Origin of the sequence: Janibacter endophyticus, assembly GCF_016888335.1 — a bacterium.
In the GTDB taxonomy this organism is placed as follows: Bacteria; Actinomycetota; Actinomycetes; order Actinomycetales; family Dermatophilaceae; genus Marihabitans; species Marihabitans endophyticum.
Map to the genome: position 1 here is coordinate 426,382 of NZ_JAFEJG010000004.1, position 21,975 is coordinate 448,356.

The 21,975-nt window shown below is 72.6% G+C and carries 14 protein-coding genes; 3 read left to right on the forward strand and 11 right to left on the reverse strand.

The window, feature by feature from the left end:
• From JNO54_RS02095 to JNO54_RS02145, 11 genes are all read right to left on the reverse strand, one after another.
• Positions 1–6,489: a fibronectin type III domain-containing protein gene (locus JNO54_RS02095; RefSeq protein ID WP_204142402.1), complete on the reverse strand. Its 6,489-nt coding sequence runs from the start codon at positions 6,487–6,489 to the stop codon at positions 1–3.
• Positions 6,490–6,661: 172 nt separating this feature from the next.
• Positions 6,662–7,408: an FHA domain-containing protein gene (locus tag JNO54_RS02100; RefSeq protein WP_204142403.1), complete on the reverse strand. Its 747-nt coding sequence runs from the start codon at positions 7,406–7,408 to the stop codon at positions 6,662–6,664.
• Positions 7,409–7,427: 19 nt separating this feature from the next.
• Positions 7,428–9,068, reverse strand: a complete 1,641-nt coding sequence (locus tag JNO54_RS02105; RefSeq protein WP_204142404.1) for a serine/threonine-protein kinase — start codon at positions 9,066–9,068, stop codon at positions 7,428–7,430.
• A complete protein-coding gene (locus JNO54_RS02110) occupies positions 9,065–10,693 on the reverse strand; it encodes an FHA domain-containing protein (RefSeq protein ID WP_204142405.1) in 1,629 nt (542 codons plus the stop codon). Before JNO54_RS02110 ends, JNO54_RS02105 begins: the two co-directional genes overlap by 4 nt.
• On the reverse strand, positions 10,686–11,459 hold the full coding sequence (locus tag JNO54_RS02115) for a PP2C family protein-serine/threonine phosphatase (protein WP_204142406.1): 774 nt from the start codon (positions 11,457–11,459) through the stop codon (positions 10,686–10,688). The genes JNO54_RS02110 and JNO54_RS02115 overlap by 8 nt, the downstream gene beginning before the upstream one ends.
• A 32-nt stretch (positions 11,460–11,491) precedes the next feature.
• On the reverse strand, positions 11,492–11,965 hold the full coding sequence (locus JNO54_RS02120; RefSeq protein WP_204142407.1) for a hypothetical protein: 474 nt from the start codon (positions 11,963–11,965) through the stop codon (positions 11,492–11,494).
• Between the two features lie 37 nt (positions 11,966–12,002).
• Entirely contained in the window at positions 12,003–12,476 is a 474-nt protein-coding gene (locus tag JNO54_RS02125; RefSeq protein WP_204142408.1) for a hypothetical protein, read from the reverse strand.
• A 27-nt stretch (positions 12,477–12,503) separates the two neighbouring features.
• The gene (locus tag JNO54_RS02130) at positions 12,504–13,901 is read right to left on the reverse strand and encodes a WXG100 family type VII secretion target (RefSeq protein ID WP_204142409.1); all 1,398 of its coding nucleotides are present in this window, start codon (positions 13,899–13,901) and stop codon (positions 12,504–12,506) included.
• A gap of 110 nt (positions 13,902–14,011) precedes the next feature.
• The gene (locus JNO54_RS02135; RefSeq protein WP_204142410.1) at positions 14,012–14,389 is read right to left on the reverse strand and encodes a hypothetical protein; all 378 of its coding nucleotides are present in this window, start codon (positions 14,387–14,389) and stop codon (positions 14,012–14,014) included.
• 83 nt (positions 14,390–14,472) lie between these two features.
• Complete coding sequence (locus JNO54_RS02140; RefSeq protein ID WP_307818010.1) at positions 14,473–15,942, reverse strand: CCA tRNA nucleotidyltransferase; 1,470 nt, start codon at positions 15,940–15,942, stop codon at positions 14,473–14,475.
• Between the two features lie 59 nt (positions 15,943–16,001).
• Positions 16,002–17,558: a serine/threonine-protein kinase gene (locus tag JNO54_RS02145; protein WP_204142411.1), complete on the reverse strand. Its 1,557-nt coding sequence runs from the start codon at positions 17,556–17,558 to the stop codon at positions 16,002–16,004.
• Positions 17,559–17,779: 221 nt separating this feature from the next.
• Here JNO54_RS02145 and JNO54_RS02150 point away from each other — a divergent pair, with 221 nt between their 5' ends.
• The 3 genes from JNO54_RS02150 to murJ are packed head-to-tail and all read left to right on the forward strand — an operon-like array spanning position 17,780 to position 21,902.
• Positions 17,780–18,262: an NUDIX hydrolase gene (locus JNO54_RS02150; protein ID WP_204142412.1), complete on the forward strand. Its 483-nt coding sequence runs from the start codon at positions 17,780–17,782 to the stop codon at positions 18,260–18,262.
• Positions 18,235–20,232 (forward strand): DUF6049 family protein, encoded by a 1,998-nt coding sequence (locus JNO54_RS02155; protein WP_204142413.1) that lies wholly within the window; start codon positions 18,235–18,237, stop codon positions 20,230–20,232. Before JNO54_RS02150 ends, JNO54_RS02155 begins: the two co-directional genes overlap by 28 nt.
• A gap of 26 nt (positions 20,233–20,258) precedes the next feature.
• Positions 20,259–21,902, forward strand: coding sequence for a murein biosynthesis integral membrane protein MurJ (gene murJ, locus JNO54_RS02160; RefSeq protein ID WP_204142414.1), 1,644 nt, complete (start codon positions 20,259–20,261; stop codon positions 21,900–21,902).
• The last annotated feature ends 73 nt before the right edge of the window (positions 21,903–21,975 follow it).

A 21,975-nucleotide genomic window follows, 5' to 3' on the forward strand; every position in this document is an offset into this window, starting at 1 on the left:
TCACCACGGGTGCCACCCGGAGGTGATGGTGCCGGAGGGGCCGTAGAGCTGGATGCGCATCGTGCTGTTGTTCTGGGTCGCGCCGCACCAGTTGCCGTTCCACTCCCACGACGACGGACCCGTGACGAGAACCCGGTTGTCCTGGTTCCAGAACCACGTGCTGCTGCCGTTGACCGCGCACCTCAGGCCGTACGTGCCGGGCTTGAAGTTCTCGATCGAGAACGCCGGCTTGTGGCATCGGGTGTTGCCCGCGCAGTCGCCGCCCGAACCGTAAAAGCTCTCGCCCCTCCACACCCGGGTGATCGCCGCTGGCGGCGGCGGCGGGGCCGATCCCGAGCGGACGCTGATGCGGTGCCAGGGGGACCAGCCGGCCGCCGACTGGTTGCGCACGCGGATCACGACGTTCCGGTCGTAGCCGTTGGCGTCGAGGTTGATCGAGTTGCCGACCCCACGGTTGATCGTCCGTGCCTGGCCCGCAGGCTGGAGGACCTCGACCTGCTGTGCGTTGAGGGCGCGCCCGTTGCGGGGGTTGTTCCAGGAGAAAGAGACCTGGGTGCTGCCGTTGGTGCTCGACCCGCGGCCGTTCGTCGGCTCCAGCGTCGGGCCGTAGACGGTGAACTGGTTGGAGGTCGCGGTGTTGCTCGACTTGCCGGCGGCGTTGACCGCGGTCACCGTGACCGTCTCGGGTCCCTCCTGGGCGGCGGCCGAGGACAGGGCGGGCGAGGCGATCGTCACCTGGCCGGAGCACGGGCCGCAGGAGTAGGTGCCGCTGGCACCACGCGAGGTGCTCCACCGGATCGCGGAGTAGCCCGAGCTGCGCGAGGACCCCAGGGTGACCACCCACCGGGCCTTGTAGTCCGCCGCCGGGGTGCTGGCCGACACGGTCGGGTTGGCCGGGATGCCGTTGGAGGAGAAGGAGGCGGGGTTGGCCTGCGGGGAGGTGTTGCCCGCACCGTTGGTCGCGGTGACGACGAACTCGTAGGTGTTGCCGTCGTAGGGGACCGTCGTGCTGGCACTGGTGGCCTGCGGCGAGGTCGTCGTGACCAGCGCCCAGGCGCCCCCGGCAGCCCGCCGGTACAGCGAGTACTGCGTCAGCGGCGGCCCGTTGGCCGAGACCGCCGGCCAGGAGATCTGCAGCGCTGCAGAGTCGTCGGCGGCCGTGGCACCGCGAGCGGTGATGCTGGGGGTGGGGACGGCCGGCGGGGTGCCGGCCGACTGCATCGCCACCGCCGTGCCGAAGGGGCCCGCGCCGGCGCTGTTGATCGCCTGCACCTGGACGTTCTGGACCTGGTTGTTGTCCAGCCCGCCGACCCGCACGGGACCCGTGGAGGGTGCGGCGACGGACTGGGTGGTCACCTTGCCGGCGGCGTCGACGGCTCGCACGGTGTAGCGGATCGGTGCCGAACCCTTGTTCTCCACGCCGGCCCAGGCCACCTCGACGTAACCATCACCGCGCGAGGCCATCCGGGTCCCGGTCACGGCGCCGGGGCGCGTGTCCGGGGTGACCGCGTTGGAGGGCTGGCTCTTCTCACCCTCGCCGACGCTGTTGACCGCCATGACCGTGAAGCGGTACTCCTGACCGTTGGTCAGACCGGTGATCGTGCACGGGCTGGCCGTGCACGTCGTCGACCCGCCCTCCCACGACACCTCGTACCCGGTGACCGGCGAGCCGCCGTTGTACGTCGGCGGCGCGAACCGCACGCTGGCCTGACCACCGCTGTCGCGGTCCGCGCTGGCCGAGACACCCGTGGGCGCCGACGGCCGACCCAGCATCGTCACCGTCGCCCGGCCGATCGCGGCGCGGTCGGGGCCGTCCGTGACCCTCAGGATGATGCTGCCCGTCCGCGACGGCCTCTCGCCTGCAGCCACGGTGAGCTCGCACCCGGACGCGGTGGCACTCAACCCATCACCGGACTCGACGTCCGCGGACTCGATCGAGCACTCCGGCGCCTCGAGCGGCGACTCGAGGTAGCCACGCAGGTCGATCGTCTGGGAGTCACCCTCCTGGAGGCCCTGGATCGCGACGGGGCGCAGCCGCGGCAGCGGGACATGGGGCTCCGGCTCGTCACGCTCGTCGGCCTGGGCCTGGTCCTCGTCGTCCTCGTTCTCCTCGTCGCCGCCGCGGACCCGGTCCGGTTCCGGCTCGATCGGGATGACCTGGACGCCGATGCTGCCCTGCTCGGCCTCGGGGGCACCCTTCGCCCGGACGACGAGGATGCTGGTGGCGCCGGGGGCGCTGCGCTCGGCCTGCATGATGACCCGGCGACCCCCGTCACCGGTCTGCTCGGTCCGGACCCCACGCGGCTCGTCGTCCCAGCGTGCCTCGAACTGGGCGTCGGCCAGGCTCGTGCCGATCGGGACCCACGCGTGGCACAGCGACGGGATGTCGATGTCCCGCGCGCGACCGCCGGCGAAGAGCTGGACATCGAACCCGACCGGGCAGCGCAGCAGCGGGACCTTCGGTCCGATCTGCACCGGGATGGTGACGTAGGCGGTGCCGAAGTCCTTCTCCTCGGCGGTGGACTGGGCGTCGCTCTGCTGGTCGGAGACCTCGAGCATGAGCGCTGCGGGGCCGACGTAGCCGTTCTTGCTCGTCAGCTTCACCGAGTCGGTGCCGGTGACCTCGAAGGTCAGGTGCTCCTCGGGGGAGGCGCTCACCGTCGCTGCGGCGGTGATGGCGACCTCCCGGTCGCGCGGCGACTTCACGTAGTCGTTGATCTCGACCTGCTCGGAGGAGTCGGCATCCATCTCGACGACCTTGTCCGGCACGAGGAAGGGCTTGCCGTCGTCGCCCGTCGGCACGTAGATCAGCGCCATCGCCTCGGCCTCGTCAGAGTCCTGGATGACGTAGGGGACGACGTGCGGGTGGTCGAGGATGTCGACCTGTACCTTCCCGGCGAGCACTCTCGCGTGCTCGGACAGCACCCGGTCGATCCTCAGCTGACCTGGCTCGGAGTCGATGTCGTGGTCGTTGACCAGCACGTCGACATCGGCCGTGGTCTTCTCCGGCTCGGGCTTGGCCACGTCGTCGACGGCGGTCGGCGGGTTGATCCACCCCTCCTGCCCACGCACGAGGACGCTGGCCCGGGAGGGGTCGAAGATGCCGTTGTCGATCCCGTACGTCAGCTGGTGCACCGGGGCGCCTGGTTCGGGGGCCTTGGTGCGGACCTCGTAGGACTCCTCGTCGACCGTCCAGCCCGTGAGCTTGTCGGGGGCGTTGAGGTCCTTGTACTCGACGTTGACGGAGTCGCCGCGGGCGATGAGGTCGTTCTTGAGGATCGAGACGTTGACCGTCCGCCCGGGCTGGGCGACGACCTCGTCGAGGACCGCGACCGGAGGCTGCGGGTCGCCGGGCTGGACCACCCCGACCCGGACGTACCCCTGGCTGGAGGCTCCGAAACGGTCGGCGACCTCGTAGGTGATGACCTCGGTCCCGGCCTCCTTCGGGTACGCCTCGTAGACGATCGTCGAGGCCCCGACGGAGGTGATCCGGCCACGCGTCAGGTCGATCGTGTCGCCCCCTTCGCCGACGACCCCGGCGATCGTCACCGAGTCGCCGTCCGGGTCGACCCCAGAGGTCGGCACCGTGATCGTCAGCCGCTCGCCCGCCACCACCGAGGCAGAGAAGGAGCGCGCGGCCGGGGCGCGGTTGGGCATGACCTCGGTGGGCTCGGGCATCACCCGGACGCGCACCCGGGCCGTCTGGGCCAGCGCAACGACACCTTCGGGCTGGGCCGCATACTCCAGGACGACCTGCTGCTCGGAGGTCACCGTGCTCGGCGGGACGTACCGCACGAGGTTGCCCGAGGCGAACGCGTCCCCCTTGCCGGTGAGGACCTTGACGCTGCCCGGTACGACGGCGAGCGGGACACCCGAGGACATCGTGTCGTTGTCGAGCACCGGCACCGTGACGGTGTCGCCCGCGCGCACGATCGCCTCGTCGTCCTCGACGACCGGCAGCTCCTGGGCCAGCGGCGGCTTCTGCACCACGCTGATCGTGGCCCTGGCCGTCTTCGTGCCGTCGCTCACCGTGTAGGTCACCCGACCGGTCCGCGGCTCCTCGGCGCTGTCGAGGGGTGCGGGCGATGTGGCCTCGAGGCGCACCCAGCGGCCCTGGTAGATCGTCGGGCGCAGCCACGAGCTCGCACCGGCGATGTCGACCGACCGGGTGACGAGGACGTCGGAGCGAGGGCTGTAGTCGTTGGCCAGGACGTCGACCATCGTCGGCGCCTGGTCGCGCACCGTCGCCGCATCCGGCACGGCGACCGGCGGGGCGTCCTGGTCGGGGGCGGCCTCGACGTCGATCCGGATGCGGCCCGGGTTGACCCCGCCGCCGACCCGCGCTGCGTACGAGAGCTCGTGGACACCGGCGGTGTTCGGTGTGATCGTCACGACCCCGGTGTCGAGGTCGGTGTCGACCGTCACCTCGCCCTTCGAGGTGATCTCGGAGGCGAGCTGCATCCCGGCCTGAGGGTCGGAGGGGTCCGCGCCGGGCACGTCGTTGGCCAGCGGCTCGATCTGGACCGGCTTGCCCAGGACCGCCCGCACGACGTCCGGCTGGGTCTTCGGCGCCACGAGCTTGCCGTCGACCGGGTCGATGACGTTGACCTTCGCCTTCCCGTCCGAGCGACCACCGTGGCCGTCGTCGACCCGGTAGGCCACCTCGCGCTTGCCCGTCTCGTCCGAGCCGACCACCGTCAGCTTGCCGCTGCCGTCGACGAGGGACTCCGGGTCGACCGCCTCGAGCGTCACCGGGTCGGACTCGGGGTCGCGCCAGTCCCCCAGGACCGACATCCCCACCCGCTGCCCCGGCGGCACCGGGTAGGTGGTCTCGCTGAGTGTCTTCTTGCCCGGACGCAGCGCCGGCGGGGAGTTGACGTCGTCCCCGACGACGCGGACCTTGACCACGGCCTTCTCGGAGGTGGCCTTGCCGTTGTTCGCCTTGTACGTCAGCTCGAAGGAGCCGCCGTCAGCACCGTCTGCGACGGTGACGTCGATGCTCTGCGAGTCGCCCGAGACCGAGGCAGAGGCGTCGTCCCCGCTCGGCTGGGTGAGGTCCTTGGGGCTGATCGCCAGGATCGAGCCGCTGGTGTCGGTGTCGTTGTCGAGGACATGGAGCTTGCTCGTCGTGCCTGCGCGCACCGTGAGGTTGTCCGGCTGGGCCTTCGGCGGCTGCTTGAGCAGGATGTCGTCGACGAGGTTCTCGTCCTTCTTCTTCGTGTCGTCCTGACGCTTCGGCTGGACCAGGCTGTCCCAGTTGTCGATCCGCTGCGGCGCCTGCGAGAGGTCCCACACCCCACCGGTGTCGAGGTCGTTGAGCACGAGCTGGCGCCGGTTCTGCCGGAACTTCACCCCTGCCCGGACCTCCTCCCCCTTCGGCCGCTCGAGCTGGACCGTGGGCACCGGACTGGCATCGTCCCCACCCTGGGAGCAGTCCGCGCCGTAGTACGCCCGGCCGCTGGCCGCCCACGCGGCGTGGAGGCACCCACCGGTGACCACCGGTCGGCTCACCTTCGCCGGTGCCCCAGCACTCTGGTCCCCGAGCTGGATCCCTGGTCCGACGTCCGCGTCGCCGAGCGGGGCCCGGGAGGCCTGCGCCTGACCGGCGATCCCGACGGACTCCGCCTCCGGTCCGGGCACCTGGAGCGCGGCGTACGCGACGCCGCCCTCGCCGGAGACCCCGCCACCGGCACCGGTGACCGGCTCGTCCTTGCCGGCGACGTGCAGGGCGTCCTTCGTCGGGTCGTAGACCACCCAGGTCGAGCCCACGGCCGTGATGTCGACGGCCTTCGCCTCGAGCCCCTCGATGGTGGTCGTCGTCGGCTTGCCGAGCGCGCCCTCCGCATCCACCGGGATGGTGGCGACCTTGCCGGTCTGACCGGAGACGACGTGCACGGCCCCGTCGACACCCACCGCGAGGGCAGCAACCCCACCCACCGTCGCCAGCGGCTTGCTCGTCGTCGTCAGACCGCTGAGGTCCCGCACTCCCTCGGCCGGGTCGAAGCGCGACGCCCACACCTTGCCCGTCTTCGGCTCGACCATCGCCATCGTGCCACCGCGCATGTCGACCGTCGCCGGCTCGTACACCCGCAGCTCGGTCCCCGAGCCCGCGGCCGGAGCTGCTGTCGAGCTCGTCGACGCCTGTGCCGTCCGTGTGTCGATCGGGACGAGCTGGTTGCCGGCAGAGACACCGACGACCGCCGACTCGTCCTGGAGGACGTCGATCGAGGTGTCCTCCGCGACATCGGCCGCGACCCCCGCGTCGAGCTGCTTGATCGCCGTGTTGAGACGACCGAACCGCGCCTGCTGCGCAGAGGTGACCCACACCCCACCGTCGTCGAGGTCGCTGCGGTGCACCGTCTCGCCCTCGGACCGCACCGCCGCATAGCCCAGCCCGCCGACCGCCACCGCGACCACGAGCGCCGACGCCATGCCGCGGGTTCGCCCGCGCTTCTCGGTCGCCGGCCGGCCCTGTGCCCTGGCGTTCATGACGGTCGGTCCCCCTGCGGATCGTGCGCGCGTCTGGCGCAGCGTACGGCACGCCCGGCAGCGGGCGTGCCCGTTGCGGTCACCGACAGGCCGGACACGGGCCCACGTCGGAGCCGCCCAGTCTGCCTCAGAAGGAGAGAGGGCGGCACTCCCCGTGACCACAGCATCCGGATCAGTCCGTGACGGGCAGCAGGCCCAGGTCGCGGGTCTGGACCACCCTGGTCGCGAGCGCGTGCTCGGCCAGTCGGCTCTTGCGGTTCGAGGCGAGCCTGCCGGGGCCGCCGTGCAGCCCCCGGACACCGGCGTCGGCGAACTTCTGGGAGACGTTGTCGAGCTTGCGGTTGAAGCGGGTCAGCGCCCAGCCGAGACGCTCGGCGGCCTGCGCGGAGGTGGGGACCGTCCCGGTGCCCGCAGAGGGTCGGCGCAGGAAGTCCTCGCACAACGCCACGAGGAGCAGCTTCTGGTCAGGGGTCAACGAGACCCGCCCGACGGTGGTCTCGCCGTGCACGTCGTCAGCAGGCTCCGTGACCTCAGACTCCACCCGCTGGAAGGCGGGCGAGGAGACGACGATGTCCAGCTCGTAGGTCGTGGGGCCGGCCGTGAACCACGCGGTGAGCCGCTCGAAGGCGAGCGGGATGCGCGCTCCCGGGGCCAGCCACGCCTGGAAGGCGCCCGACGGGTCCGCGACGGTGGCCGTCAGCGTCGACCCGACGTTGCGGAGCCACCACAGCCCCGCGTCGTGCTCGACCTGCAGGAAGGAGCGGTGGAGGTACGGGTTGTCGTCGACCTCGACGTCTCCCTCACGCCCGATGACGAGCGGCTCCCCCGGGCTGACCGGGAAGGTCTCGCCACAGAACTCGACCGTCACGACCGCCTCGACCTCGCTGCTCACGACTGCTGCATCCCTCTGCTCAGACATCTCATCCATGCTCTCGCGTCTACCCTGCGACGTCGCACGCCACCTGCGACCAGGTGCTCGCCACCCCTTCACGGTCCAGCCGCACCTGGGCGCAGACCTTCGTCCCCTTCGAGGCCTCGACGACGTGTCGTCGGGCGCTCTTCACCGAGACGACCTGGCCCTCCTCGATCGAGGCGTCCTCACCCGTGGCGACCCGGACGGTGAAGCGGTCGGTCCGCTCGAGGTTCGCGCTCGTCCAGGTGAGCGCGACGGCGCCCTTTCCCGGGGCAGCCGAGACGGTCGGCGGCATGGGGATGTCGACGATCGGCCCGCCCCCGGTGGGGACGGCGGCACTGGTCGGCGACGACGTCGGCGATGGCTCGCTGCCGTCGCGGGTGAGGGCAAGGACGCCACCGCCGACGACGAGGACGAGGGCGAGCAGCCCCGCGACGAGCACGCCCGGACCGATCCGGATGCTGTCTCCCTCGGCGACCGGGGCAGGGATGCCCTCCTCGGCCGTCGGCCGGTCCCGTCGGACCTGGATGGTCCCCTCGTCCGCGGGGTCGGGCGGACCCCCGCTCGTGCCGGTCGGACCGTCGAAGCGGGGGCCCGCGAACGACGACGCGGGGCCCTGGCCGGTCGGCGGCAGGCCGGCTGGGGCGGGGTTCGCCCCCGGCCCCCACCGTGCCCCCGTCCGGTCCCCGACCTTCGGGTCGAGCGCCTGCGCGCCCCGCACCGCCTGGGGCGCACGAACGCGCGTCCGGTCCTGCTGGTCGAGCCCGCCCCTCCGGTCCGCGACGGTCGTGTGACCCTGCTCGTCGAGGACGACGATCTGGGTCCGCGGGAGCCGCTGCTCCTGCTCGATCGCCTGGAGCGCACGGGCGAACTCGATGGCGCTGGCGGGTCGCGCCTCGGGACGCTTGGCCATGGCCTGGGCGAGGAGCCGTGTGAGGGAGGCCGGGACGTCGGCCCGCCCGGTGCTCGGGACGACGGAGTCACGGATCCGCGGCATGAGGGCGTACGCCGAGTTGTCACCCCCCGGGACCTCGAAGGGAGACCTGCCCACGAGGAGCTGCCAGAGGGTCGCCGCGAGGGAGTAGACGTCGGCCCGCTCGGACCCGTTGCTCTGCCCGAAGAGCACCTCGGGCGGAGCCCACGGGACGGAGACACCGATCTCGTCCGTGTCCTCCTCGAGGGCAGCGCCGCGCCCGGCGATGCCGAAGTCGGTCAGGCCCGGGGCGCCGTAGCTGCTGACCAGGACGTTCGCGGGCTTGATGTCCCGATGGATGATGCCCGCGCGGTGGGCGGTCTCGACGGCGCTGGCGAGCTGGATACCCGTCGTGAGGACGCGCTCGACGCTCAGCCGCTCGGTCCGGGCCCGGGCGGCGAGGTTGGGCGGCGGGTAGTACTTCATCACGAGGAAGGGACGGCCGTCCTCGGCCGTCCCCGCGCGGAAGATCTGCACGATGAAGGGATGGTCGGCGAGATGGGCCATCGTGTTGGCCTCGTCGATGAACTGCCGCTTCAGGGCGTCGGTGAGGCCCTCGCTCTTGAGCACCTTGACCGCGACGGGCATGCGCGGCATGTCCTGCTGGTAGAGGTAGACGTCCGCGTAGCCACCGGACCCGAGCGGCTGGACGTAGGTGAGCCCCGGCAGGTCCGGGGGCATGCCGACGCTCACGGACCGACCTCGAAGGTCACCGAGACGACATCGGCGAGGACCAGGACAGCACCGGGCTCCAGGGCGACGTGCTCGTCGGGGCGCAGCCGGGTCGGCGCGGCGCCCGGGAGCTGGACGGTCGTGCCGTTCGTCGAGCCGAGGTCACGCGCGAGGACGTGCCAGCCGTCGATGACGATCTCGAGATGGTTGCGGGAGAGGTCGTTGTCCGGGCTCGGGAGCTTCACGACGTGGGGCTGGCGGGCCACCTCGAGGTCGGCCTTGGCCTTCGGGGAGCGTCCGAGAAGGACACCCCGGTCGAGCGGGACCTTGTCGCCGGACTCGAGGCGGAGCACGCCGAGCGCCGGCCGGGCAGCCTCGAAGGCCTGCTGGTCGGCGACCTGACGGGAGCACACCCGGCAGGTGTCACGGTGCGGCGGGCTGAGATGACCTGCGGGGCAGATGACGGCGAGCACCTTGGGCCCGTCGACGGACGCGGCCTGGGCGATGAGGGCGTCCCGACCCCGGGTGACGTCTGCGGGCTCCTCGCTCGGAGCCTGCTCGGTGGAGACCGGCGACGGGGGCGTGCCGCCCGACGGGGGAGCAGGAGGAGCGGGGCGTTCCGGCTGGACGGACGGCACCGGGGGAGGCGACTCCGGGAGCGACGCCTCGGGGCCCGCCCCGGACCTGGCCCACGGCACGGAGGAGATGAGTCCTCCCCTGACGGGTCCCGGGGTCGGGACGGGCTCAGGGACGAGGCCGCCTGCGGTCGGGGCCCCTGCCGGGGCCTCGTCGGAGCGCTCGGGCTCGGCCTCGTCGCTGGGCAGGATCGTCGCGTCCCCGTGGTCACCGCCCCGGGTCACCCCCGCCGCGGCGTCGACCTCATCTGGGGTCAGAGGAGCTGCTGCCGGGTCCTCCCCCGCAGGACCGGGTGCGCCGGGTCGGGCCGCCTGGGTGTCGCCGAAGAGGAAGTCGTAGTCCGGGACACCGGTGTCCTCCGGGTTCCTCGCGGGGGCTGGGAGCCGCCCCTCGGGGGCGCTGGGGACGGCCTCCGGGGCGGCCGCTGCGGGAGTCGCTGCCTCGCCCGTGGGGGGCGGCACCTCGGACACGTCCTCGGCGGGCTGCTGGACGGCGCCGCTCTCGGGGCCGTCCTGCGGCGCCGCGGGCCCGGGGGCACGCGACGGGCCCGGCACGCGCGTGACGGCCACCTCTCCGAGCACGCTCGGCGGCTGCCACTCGGCCACGAGGCGCAGGCCCTCGGTCTCGCCGGTCGCGCGCGTGGTCACCCCGGGTGCGCGGAGCTCGACGTCGGTGACGTCCGGCGGGACGTCGACGTCGACCCAGGGCCCCCGGCCGTCATGGGCGAGGGTCCCGGCCTCGTCGCCCTCGCCGAGCCGCACGGTGCAGCCACCGCGGACGACGACCCGTCGCCCCTCGGCGAGCACCGCGTCCGGCGCCCGGCGGATCCCCGAGGCCACGAGCGCGTCGAGGAGGTCCTCGAGCGAGGAGGGTTCCTCTGAGCTCTCGAGGACCGCGACGGCCTCGGCGACAGCCGGCGGCAGGTCCTGCGGCAGCAGTCCCTGAAGGTGGCCGATCCGCAGCTCGCGCCAGCCGGGCGCGTCCGACGACGTGATCGTCAGGTCAGCCATGTCGTACCCCGCTGCCTCGGGGTGCGGTGTCGACGTCGTCGGCCTCGGCGGCGTCGTTGACGAGGACGATGACGGAGATGTTGTCGCGGCCGCCCGACGCGAGCGCTCGCTCGGTGAGCTCGTCGGCGATCTGCTGCGGGTCGGTCCCCTCGAGGAGGACCGCGGCGAGCTCGTCGTCGGTCAGCTCGTTGGTCAGCCCGTCGGAGCAGACGAGGAATCGCTCGTCGGATGCGGGCGGCAGGACCCACAGGTCGACCTTCGGCAGGTCGTGCCCGCCGAGGGAGCGGGTGACGACGTTGCGAAGGGGGTGCGTGCGCGCCTCCTCCGCCGTGATGAGGCCGGCGTCCTGCAGCTCCTGGACCTCGGAGTGGTCGACGGTGACCCGCCGCAGCGTCGAGCCAAGGGCCCGGTAGACCCGGGAGTCACCGATGTTCACGACGGCCCAGTGAGCGGTGCCGCCCGTGTGCACGAGCACGACTCCCGCGGCTGTCGTCCCCATACCGGCCCGCGAGGAGTCCTCGACGACGGCTGCGCGGATCCGCCGGTTGGCGACCTCGAGACGCTGCCGAACCTCCTCAGGGTGGATGTCGCCACGGCCGACGAGCTCGCGGAAGGCCTCGACGACGATCCCGCTCGCGACCTCACCGGCGGCATGCCCGCCCATGCCGTCGGCGACGACGTAGACACCCCCCTCGGCGATGAGCGCATCCTCGTTGTCGCGGCGCACGCGACCGACGTGGGTGCGCGAGCCGACGGTGAGAGACATGCCCTGACCTTCTCCCGTGGCGAGCGCAGCCGTCAACGCGAGACCCTCACGGAGACGAGGACGTCGTGGAGCGACTGGTACGCGCGCATGATGTCGCCCCCGCCGACGGCTCCGACGACGTGCACGAGGTCGAGGAAGGTGCCTCGCTCCCAGCCGGCGATGAGGTGGGCCTGCAGCAGCTGGCCGATGTCTGGGTCGACCCACGAGACGTTGACCCCGAGCCACGGCACACCCCCGAGGGTCAGCCGGAAGGGCTCGTCGACAACCCCGGAGGCCTGCCCGTCGGCGAAGGCGCGCAGGTCCTGCATCACCTCACGGACGTCGAAGTGCAGGTCGCGCGCGTAGCCACGGACGACGACGTTGCTCGCGAAACCGGTCGGTGCAGCGACCTCACGAGCCGCCATGAACGATCCCGCCACCCGCAGCGGTGCCCAGCCCTCCGGCAGGTCGAGCTCGACGGACGGAGGCCCGGGGAAGGCCTCGCTCGGGTAGGTGATGGTGCGCATGGGGGTCGATCGGTCCTTGCTCCGGTCGGGGGGTGGATCAGGGGTTGATCCGCAGCGTCTTCATGATCGAGCGGATGAGGTCGACCTCCGTACCGGCCCGGGCGCCGGCGCAGCTGCCGGTGAGCTGGATGACGGCGAGCACCGACCCTTGGGGCTGGGCGGCGAAGAGGTGGACCTGGACGATCGTCCCGGCGTTCTCGTCGACGATGCTCGTCGCCGCACCGAAGAAGGTCGTCCCGTCGATCTCCGTCTCGAAGGTCTGCCCGAGCTCTCCCCCCTTCGCCTCGGCGTCGGCCTTGAGGTCGGCCACGGCCTTCTCCGGACCGAAGTCCCCGCCGCGGTGGTAGTGGCGGGCGACGATGTTCGTGAGGAACGACCCGTCGGTGCGCTCAGGCTCGCGGATCGCGAAGAGCGTCTCCGGCGCCCACACCTGCTCCCAGGTGTCGGGCATCTCGATGGTCAGGGGCGGCGGCCCCGGGACGACCGGGCTCGGGTAGGTGACAAGCGGCATGGTGGTGCTCCTTCAGGTCGTCAGCGGTCAGAATAGGTCGGGCAGCATGTCGAGAGCTTCCTTGGGGCTGAAGCTGATGTCGAACTTCACGCCGCCACCGATACCGAGGGTGGCGCCGATGTCGACCGACACGTCGACCTTCTCCATGCTGATCTCGGCGTCGATGTCGGCGTGCGCGCCGACCCCGACGGACAGCTCACCGCCCGCGGTGACCTCGGCGGGGCCGACCTTGCCCGTGACGTCACCCTCCATCTTGGCGCCGGCGAACGCCTCGGCGTTGACGCCGACCTTCGCGCCGCCGGGACCGATCGAGGCCTCGCCACCGACCTTGGCCTCGGCACCGGCGTACGCAGAGCCGCTGCCCTTGGCGCTCATGCCGTTCCACTCCCCGGACTGGAACTGACCGGAGGCCCGGGCGAGGTACCCGCCCGCTGCCACGGTGGCGGTCGCGCTCGCCCCGGTGGGGCCGATGCCGGCCTCGGCGTTGGCCTCCGCGCGGGCAGAGAGGGCTTCGACGCGCACACCGTTCTTGTCGTCGCCCCACTGCTTGCTCGCGAGCGCGCCCTCCCACTCGGCGCCGGTCTCGGCCTTGACGAGGTCGTTCTTGATCTCCCCGCTGACGTTGTGCCGGTCGGCCCAGTCGCTGGCCTGGCCGGGCACCTGGGCAAGCGAACCCTCCTGGTTCCACGGCCGCGCGTCGTCCATCTTCCACCGGGTGTAGGCGGTGTCGTGGTTCCGGCTCCAGTCGTGCGTCGCGCCCTGACGCTGCTGCCAGCCATCTCGCTCGGAGTAGACCCGGCTGCTGCGCTCGGTCCCGCCCGGTCCGTCCTTGTTCTCCCACCTGCCCGAGCCGTAGTCGACGCCGACCGGGTTGCCGTCCTTGTCGAACCGGATCGCGGTGCCCTGGGGGTAGACCTTGCCCGTCGTGTCCTCGTACCAGACGTTGCCGTCCTTGTCGGTGATCATCGTCCCGCCGTCGGACAGCGGGGTGCGGGTGTTGCCCGAGTCGTACGGGTTGCCCGGGGACTCCGAGTGGCCCGGGTCGATCTGCGGCTCGGGCGTCTTCTTGTCGTCGCCCCCGGTGGCGCTGGAGGTGGACCCCGACGAGCCGTCACCGGCGGTCGGGCTCCCTCCCTCGGTGCCCCCTTCGTAGTCCTCGCTCACGCCCTCCTGGCCATCGGCCTGCCGGTTCAGCTCGCGCGAGGTCGACCGCAGGTCCTCGGAGATCCGCGACAGGGCCGTCTTCGTCGACCCGTCCCACGTCGACTTGAAGGAGACGAAGTCGTTGCCCTCCCACTTGCTCTCGAGCTTGCCGATCGCGCGGGTGGCCTGGGAGACGAGCGAGTCGACGTCACCGGCGTACCGGCTCAGCTCGCGTGCGGACGCCCGAACGGCACGGACATCCATGCCTTGCTGCACACTCATCGGTTCCCCTGGTCGGTCTGGGCGTTGGGCTGCTGGTCAGCCTATGGACGGACGGGCGCCACGACCATGGGGAGGACTCCCCATGGGGGAGCGTCGCCGGTCCGGGCGAGTCACTCCGGCGGGTCGCCGACGTAGATCCTCACCTTGAGGTGGTCCTCGCCGACCTCCAGGCAGTCGGCGAAGCCCTTCCCCACCGGGATGGTCTCGCCCTGCGTGCAGCTGAAGTCCTGCCCCATGGCGGAGAAGGACGCGACGCCACCCTCGACCTGCCGGAAGAGGTAGCTGTCGTTGAAGTCGTTGCCGCTCTTGGCCGGGTCGATGTGGAAACCGAGGTCGACGGACGAACCGCCGCCCGTGGTGTCGATCGTGCACACCCCGTACTCGCCCGTCCTGAAGTCGCACTTCTTGGACTGCTGCTGACAGGCACCGAGCGAGCCTGCCATCGCGAGCACCCCGGCGAGCGCGAGCGTGCGCCTGACCCGGCCCATGTCCATCCTCCCTGCGCGGCCGGCCCATCCCGGCCGACCGTTCTCTGTCGTTGTGGCCAGTCTGCCGCACGGCCCGAAGGAGCTCACCTGGTGGCGTCCCGCTCGGCCCACCACTCCCGGAGCCGCTGCGCCGCCGCCTCCTTGCCGATGACCCCTTCGTCGAGGCGCACCGACAACAGGTACTTGTACGCCTGCCCCAGGTCGGGTCCGGGCTCGATGCCGAGCACCTCGGCGATCTCGTGCCCGTCGAGCTCCGGCCGGACCTTGCCGAGCTCCTCCTGCTCCAGCAGGCGCTCGATCCGGACCTCGAGGTCGTCGTAGGCCTGGGACAGTCGGCGGGCACGCCGCTGGTTGCGGGTGGTGCAGTCGGCGCGGGTCAGGCGGTGCAGGCGCTCGAGCAGCGGGCCGGCGTCGGTGACGTAGCGACGCACCGCGGAGTCGGTCCACTGGCCGTCGCCGTAGCCGTGGAAGCGCAGGTGCAGCTCGACGAGCCGCGCGACGGCCCTCGTGGTCTCCTTGTCGAAGCGCAGCGCCCGCATCCGCTTCGCGGTGAGCTTGGCCCCGACGACGTCGTGGTGGTGGAAGGTGACCCCACCGCCCGGCTCGAAGGCCCGCGTCGCCGGCTTGCCGATGTCGTGCAGGAGAGCGGCCAACCGCAGCACGAGGTCCGGTCGGGGCACCGGGCCGTCAGGGCCGGTCTCGAGGTCGATCGCCTGCCGCAGCACGGTCAGCGAGTGCTCGTAGACGTCCTTGTGCCGGTGGTGCTCGTCGATCTCGAGCCGTAGCGCAGGCAGCTCGGGCAGCATCTCCTCGGCCACACCGGTCTCGACGAGCAGCCGCAGCCCGGCCACGGGGTCGGCCGCGAGGATCAGCTTGATCAGCTCGTCCCGGACCCGCTCGGCCGAGACGATCGAGAGGGTGGGGGCGGCCTCGGTCATCGCCGTGACGACCTCCGGAGCAGGGGTCAGCCCGAGCTGGGCCACGAAACGCGCCGCTCGCATCATCCGCAACGGGTCGTCGGAGAAGGAGACCTCGGGGGTGCTCGGGGTGCGCAGCCGTCCGGCAGCGAGGTCGAGCATCCCGCCGTGCGGGTCGACGAGCTCGAGGCCGGGCAGACGCAAGGCCATCGCGTTGACGGTGAAGTCGCGGCGGACGAGGTCCTCCTCGAGGTTGTCGCCGAAGGCGACGACGGGCTTGCGGGTCAGCCCGTCGTAGGCGTCGGCCCGGTAGGTCGTCACCTCGACGACGGTGTCGCCCCGACGCGCGCCGATCGTCCCGAACTCGCGGCCCATGTCCCAGTGGGTCTCCCCCCAGGCCATGAGGATCGCCTCGGTCTCCTCGGTGGCGGCGCTCGTCGTGAGGTCGAGGTCGGTCGAGACCCGGCCGAGGAAGGCGTCGCGGACCGGACCCCCGACGAGGGCGAGCTCGTGCCCCGTCGCCGCGAAACGCTCACCGAGGTCCTGCAGCAGGGGCAGGACGGGGGCGAGGTGCGCGACGGCTGCCTCGATCACCTCACGGGGGATCTGCGGCGGCAGGGACGAAGGGGTGGGCACGGGCGCAAGGGTAGGTCACCCCTTCGCCGCCGATGGGTCGCGCACGGCTGCGGGGACGCTCACACCCGCTCGTGGACCGCCCGGAAACCCGGCTTCTCCTGGGTGAAGGTGTCACCCGAGCACGTGTAGGTCACGGGGTCGGTCCCCATCGGCAGGTTCTGCTCGATGGGGCCCACCTTGGTGATGACGTCGTTGCGCACGACCCGGAAGGTCATCCGGCCGTCGTCGGTGCCGATCTCGTAGACGACCCTCCCGTCGAGCACCACCGACGTGCCCTGGACGGCGGCCTCGTCGTAGACGACCGTCATCTGGCCGTCCTCGGTGATCGTCGTGTCGCGCTGAAGGCCGGTGGCCGTGCCGGCCAGCGACTCCTCGCGGTACTCGGTGATGCGCCAACGACCGACGACGCAGCGGTCGATCGCGGTGCTCGACGTCGACGAGCCGGTCGAGGTCGGCGCTGGTGTCCCCTCGGCGCGAGAGGCCGAAGCTGACGTCTCCGCGGTCTGGGCCGGCGTCGCCGCCTGGTCCGTGGGGGCGGGGTCCGGGTCGTCGTCGAGGAGGAGCAGACCGCCGACCACGCCGCCGGCGAGGAGGAGGACGGCTGCCGCCGCCGCGACGAGCCACGGCCACCGACGGCGGGCGCGGTCCGGGGAGGAGCCGCTCGCCGCGAGGATCGGGGTCAGCCCACCGACCGGGGTGCGGACGTAGGCGGGTCGCACGGTCGTCGGGCGTCCGGTCGCGGTATGCAACCCCTCGTGCTCGTCGAGGACGACGATCTCGGTGCGCGGCAGACCGAGGGACTGCTCGACACGCTGCAGCTCGATCGCGAGGCTCATCGCGTCCGGGGGACGGTGCGCCGGGTCCTTGGCCATCCCCTGCCGGAGCACCTGCTCGAGCACCTCGGGCACGTCGTCCCGGCCGGTGGACGGCGCGGGCTCGTGGATGGTCCGGGCGAGGAGAGCGTCCTGGGAGTTGTCGCCGTCGACCGACTCGAAGGGGGTCCGTCCGGTGAGCAGGTAGGCGAGCGTGGCGGTGAGGGAGTAGACGTCGGCGGCCACGGAGCCGTTGGAGCGTCCGGTGAGCACCTCGGGCGGCGCCCAGGCAATCGACACCCCGACCGCGTCCTCATCGTCGACGGCCCCGGCGCGGCCGGCGACGCCGAAGTCCGCGAGCGCGGGCGTCCCGTAGGAGGTCACGAGCACGTTCGCCGGCTTGATGTCGCGGTGCAGGACCCCGGCGCGGTGGGCGGTCTCCACCGCCGACGCGAGCTGGACCCCGGTGCGCAGGGTCTCGGCGACCGACAGCGGCGCCTGGCGGGCCCGGGCCGCGAGGTTGGGGCGGGGGTAGTAGGCCATGACGAGATAGGGGCGGCCGTCCCCCGTGACGCCGGCGCGCATGATCGTCACGATGTACGGGTGCTCGGCGAGCTCGGCCATCGTGTTGGCCTCCGCGACCAGCTGCTCGCGCAGGTCCCCCGACGCGGTGCGCAGCACCTTGACGGCGACGAGCATCTGCGGCAGCTCCTGGCGGTAGAGGAGCACGTCGGCGAAGCCGCCGGACCCCAGCCGCTGGACGAAGCTGAGACCGGGGATCTCCGGAGGTGGCTGCCCGATCACCCGCCCGAGGCTAGCCGCCCTGCCCAGCCTCCCCCCTCGCTCCTCCTTCTCGCACGAGCCAAGGCTCGTGCGAGAAGGAGGACGCCAGGACGACCGCACGAGCCTTGGCTCGTGCGACCGGGTTGGGGCCAGGACGACCGCACAAGCCTTGGCTCGTGCGACCGGGTTGGGGCCCAGCACGCTCCAGGGGCCTCTCAGACTGGTGTGGCTACAGTGACCACATGGCACACCCGGCCCATGCCCCTCGATCCCCGCGGCGACTGCCCGCGGTCGAGGAGCGCAGCGCCGGCGGGGTCGTCGTCGACATCCACGAGGGTCAGGCCCGGATCGCCGTCATCGCCCGACGCAACCGTGCCGGCCGTCTCGAGTGGTGCCTGCCCAAGGGCCACATCGAGGGCGAGGAGACGCTCGTCGAGACCGCGGCCCGCGAGGTCGCCGAGGAGACCGGCATCGAGGCCCGGGTCCTCGTCGAGCTCGGCACGATCGACTACTGGTTCGCCACGAGCGACCGCCGGATCCACAAGTTCGTGCACCACTACCTGCTCGAGGCCATCGGCGGGTATCTCACGATCGACAACGACCCCGACCACGAGGCCGTCGACGTCGCCTGGCTGCCCCTGCGGGAGGCCCACCGGCACCTGACCTTCCCCAACGAACGACGGATCGCGAGGGAGGCGTGGCAGCGTCTGGCGGGCGACGCCTGAGCGCGACGGCCGCTGCGGCAGCCCTGCTCGGCCTGCTGACGGCGACCACGCCCGCCCAGGCCACCCCCTTCGCCCCGCCCGGTGACGACCCGGTCACCGCCGCACCGACGATCACCCTCACCGAGGTCACCCCCGTCGTCGACGCGACCGAGGGCACGCGCGACGACCCGGCAGCGGCGACGATCCGCGGACGCCTCACCAACCGCGGCCCCGACGCCCTCGTCCGCCCCTCCGTCTCTGTCGTGCTCGGCACCCCCACGGGCGATCGCGCCGAGATCGACGCGTGGGCAGAGGCCGAGGAGCCGGCCCCCGGGTCACCGGTCGACGAGGCGACCCTGCCCTCCGTCGCCCCCGGACGGAGCGCGAGCTTCACCCTCACCGTGCCGGCCTCCGACCTCCTGCCCGGCCGCTCGTGGGGCGTCGCCCCCGTGAGCGTCCAGTCCGGGCAGAGCGCCACCCGGACCTTCGTCGGGGTGCACCGGGCCAAGGAGTACGAGCCGCTCCGCCTCCTCTGGGGCGTCCCGGTCACCCTGCCGGCGACGACCGAGCTCTGGGAGGCCCCCGGCGTGGAGCGCTCCAGCGCCTGGGAGAAGGCCGTCGGGGAGGGGTCACCCCTCGCCACGACCACCGACCGCGGCCCGGGCCCGGGCGAGTTCTGGCTCCTCGACCCCCTGCTCCTGCCCGACGCCCAGCCGGAGCCCGAGCGAGGGCTCCCGGAGCGTGAGCAGACCGTGCGGGTCGCGCTGGCCGAGGCCGTCGGCGACGCGCTCGACCCCGAGCGCACGATCGTCCTGCCCGAGGCTGACGCGGACGTCACCGCCGCGACGTCGGTGCCCGGGCGGACCCTCATCGCCCCCCGCGTCGAGGGCGGCACGGCCGCCGCCGAGGACCTCGGGGCGCGCAGCGACGTCGTGTGGCCGGCCGACGGGCTGATGTCGCGCGAGCGCGTGTCCCTCCTCCGCGAGCTCTACGGACGAGCGACGACGGCCCTCGTGCCACGCACCGCCCTCGCCGGGACGAGCCGGACCCCCCATGCCTTTCAGGCGGGCCCGGAGGGAACGCAGCTCATCGTCACCGACCCGGAGCTCGGCGTGCTCGCCGCGGACGCCGGCGGCACCGAGAGCCCCGTCCTCGCCCGGCAGCGCCTCGTCGCCGACAGCGCGGCCATCCTCGGGGACCTGCCCGGCACCGTCCGGACCATCGCGGTCGTCCCGCCCCGTGGTCGCACCCCTGACCCGGACGGCTACGCCCAGCTCCGGGCCGCCACGGCCGACATCCCCTGGGTCGAGCCGGGGGAGCTGAGCGACGGTGGGCAGCCCGGCGGCGCCCCGGTCGACCTCCCGCGCACGGTGGCGGACGACCCGCCTCCCGTGCTGACACCGGGCCGGGCCACCCAGCTGCTGCAGGACGTCAACCTGCGGGACTCGCTGGCCACGGTGCGCGGGGACACCGCGACCTGGACGCCGACGATCACCGAGACCCAGGTCCAGCTCACCTCGGCGCGCTGGCGAGCCCAGGCCCGACCGGCCCGAGAGCTCGCCGACCGGCTCCACACCGACCTCACCCGGACCGAGCGAGACCTGCGCGTCGCCTCCGGGGACGTCAACTTCTTCGCCGACACCGGTCGTCTGCAGGTGACCGTCGAGAACCACACCGACGTCGAGCTCGACCACCTCCAGGTCCAGCTCCGGCCGGACACTCACATCCTGCGGATCGACGACGCGCCGGAGCCGATCGCCGTCGGGCCGCGGTCCCGGCACACCGTCACCGTCCAGGCCACCGCCCTCGCCCCCGGGCGGGTGCCGATCGTCGTCGCCGTCACCGACCCCGCCGGACGCCAGCTCGCGCCGCCCGCCGAGCTGCGCGTCCGCGTCAGCCCGACGGGCAGCTGGATCTACTGGGTCATCGGCGCGTCCGCGATCGCGCTCGTCGCCCTCGGACGGTGGCGTAGCGTTCGTCGTCGGTCCTGACCGCCCGCACCCCCGCCGAGGAGCCGATGACCGAGCGCCCACGCCCCACCCCGGAGTCGCCCTCCATCGCGCGCTCCGGCGCCCTCATGGCATCGGGCACCCTCGTGAGCCGCGTCCTCGGGCTCGTCCGGCAGACGATGACCATCGCAGTCGTCGGCATCGCCGGCCTCGTCGGCGACGCCTGGAACGCTGCGAACACCCTGCCCAACCTCTTCCACCTCATCCTCGCGGGCGGCGTCCTTAACGCCGTGATCGTCCCGCAGATCGCCAAGGCGGCCCGGCGGGACGACGGCGAGGTCTACGTCAACCGCCTGCTCACCCTCGCGATGACGATCATGGGAGTCGCCACCCTGCTCCTCACCCTGGCCGCGCCCCTCCTCGTGCGCCTGGTCGTCAGCTCGGGGTGGAGCGACGACGCGCGGGGCCTGGCCATCGCCTTCGCCTTCATCTGCCTGCCGCAGATGTTCTTCTACGGCCTCTACACCCTGCTCGGGCAGGTGCTCAACGCGCACAGCCGCTTCGGGGCGTACATGTGGGCGCCCGCCGTGGCCAACGTCGTCGCCATCGCCGGGCTCGCCTGGTTCCTCGTCACCGACCGGGGTCAGTCCACCGCGGTCGGCTCGTGGGACGCGACGATGATCTGGGTGCTCGCCGGGACGGCGACCCTCTCGATCGCCGTGCAGGCGCTCGTCCTCGTCCCGCCGCTGCGCTCCATCGGCTTCCGCTACCGCCCCACCTGGGGTCTGCGCGGCAGCGGTCTCGGCGCGGCCTCCCGGATGGCCCTGTGGGCCTTCGCCGCCGTGGCGGTCGGGCAGCTGGGCTACTTCGTCACCACGAGGGTCCTCACCGGGGCCACGGACCGGGCCGAGACGGCCGGCGAGCTCGCCGCGGGCCTCAACGCCTACAGCTTCGCCTTCCTCATCTTCATGCTCCCGCACTCGATCATCACGGTCTCGCTCGTCACGGCGATCTTCACCCGGCTGAGCCACAGCGCCCAGGACGGCGACACCGCCGCCGTCACCGCCGACCTGCGCCGCGGCATGCGGATGCCCGCGGTGCTGCTCATCCCCGGCACCGCCGCGATGGTCCTCCTCGCACCGTGGATCCTGCGCGCGATCCTGCCGGGGACGCCCGGCGACGAGGCCGCCCTCGCGACCGGGGTCTTCGTCGCCATGGCCTTCGGTCTCGTCCCCTACGGCTGGTTCTACCTCGTGCAGCGGGCCTGCTACGCCTACGAGGACGGACGCACCCCCTTCGTCCTCCAGATCCTCGTCACCGGCACCGCCGCGGCGTTCACGCTCTTCGCCATGACCCGGCCCTTCACCGAGGCCGCGACCTGGGTGGGCGTCGGCCAGACCGTGAGCAACCTCCTCGGCGCCGCCATCGGGCTCACCCTCCTGCGCCGCCGGCTCGGACCGCTGGGCCTCGCCGGCGTCGTGCGCCAGAACGTCCGGCTCCTCGTCGCCACCGCCGCCGCGACCCTCGTCGCGGTCGCCGCCGTCGTCCTGCTCACCCGCACGCTCGGGGACAGCTGGCTCGCCTCGGTCGTCGTCGTCGCGGTCGCCGGCCCGGTCCTCGTGCTCGTCGCGCTCGCGGGCGCCGCCCGGATGCGGGTCGCCGAGGTCACCAGCGTGCTCGCACCGGTGACCCGCCGACTGCGGCGCGCATAGCGGGCGGCCGGGCCACCTCAGCCTAGGATGGCGCGGCAGCGACCGTGGCCGGGCGACCCCCGCCGCGACCAGA

Coding starts and splice junctions, on each gene's coding strand:
- JNO54_RS02095 (WP_204142402.1), bottom strand. CDS start 6,489: ATGAACGCCAGGGCACAGGGCCGGCCGGCGACCGAGAAGCGCGGGCGA.
- JNO54_RS02100 (WP_204142403.1), bottom strand. CDS start 7,408: ATGTCTGAGCAGAGGGATGCAGCAGTCGTGAGCAGCGAGGTCGAGGCG.
- JNO54_RS02110 (WP_204142405.1), bottom strand. CDS start 10,693: ATGGCTGACCTGACGATCACGTCGTCGGACGCGCCCGGCTGGCGCGAG.
- JNO54_RS02115 (WP_204142406.1), bottom strand. CDS start 11,459: ATGTCTCTCACCGTCGGCTCGCGCACCCACGTCGGTCGCGTGCGCCGC.
- JNO54_RS02120 (WP_204142407.1), bottom strand. CDS start 11,965: ATGCGCACCATCACCTACCCGAGCGAGGCCTTCCCCGGGCCTCCGTCC.
- JNO54_RS02125 (WP_204142408.1), bottom strand. CDS start 12,476: ATGCCGCTTGTCACCTACCCGAGCCCGGTCGTCCCGGGGCCGCCGCCC.
- JNO54_RS02130 (WP_204142409.1), bottom strand. CDS start 13,901: ATGAGTGTGCAGCAAGGCATGGATGTCCGTGCCGTTCGGGCGTCCGCA.
- JNO54_RS02135 (WP_204142410.1), bottom strand. CDS start 14,389: ATGGGCCGGGTCAGGCGCACGCTCGCGCTCGCCGGGGTGCTCGCGATG.
- JNO54_RS02150 (WP_204142412.1), top strand. CDS start 17,780: ATGGCACACCCGGCCCATGCCCCTCGATCCCCGCGGCGACTGCCCGCG.
- murJ (WP_204142414.1), top strand. CDS start 20,259: ATGACCGAGCGCCCACGCCCCACCCCGGAGTCGCCCTCCATCGCGCGC.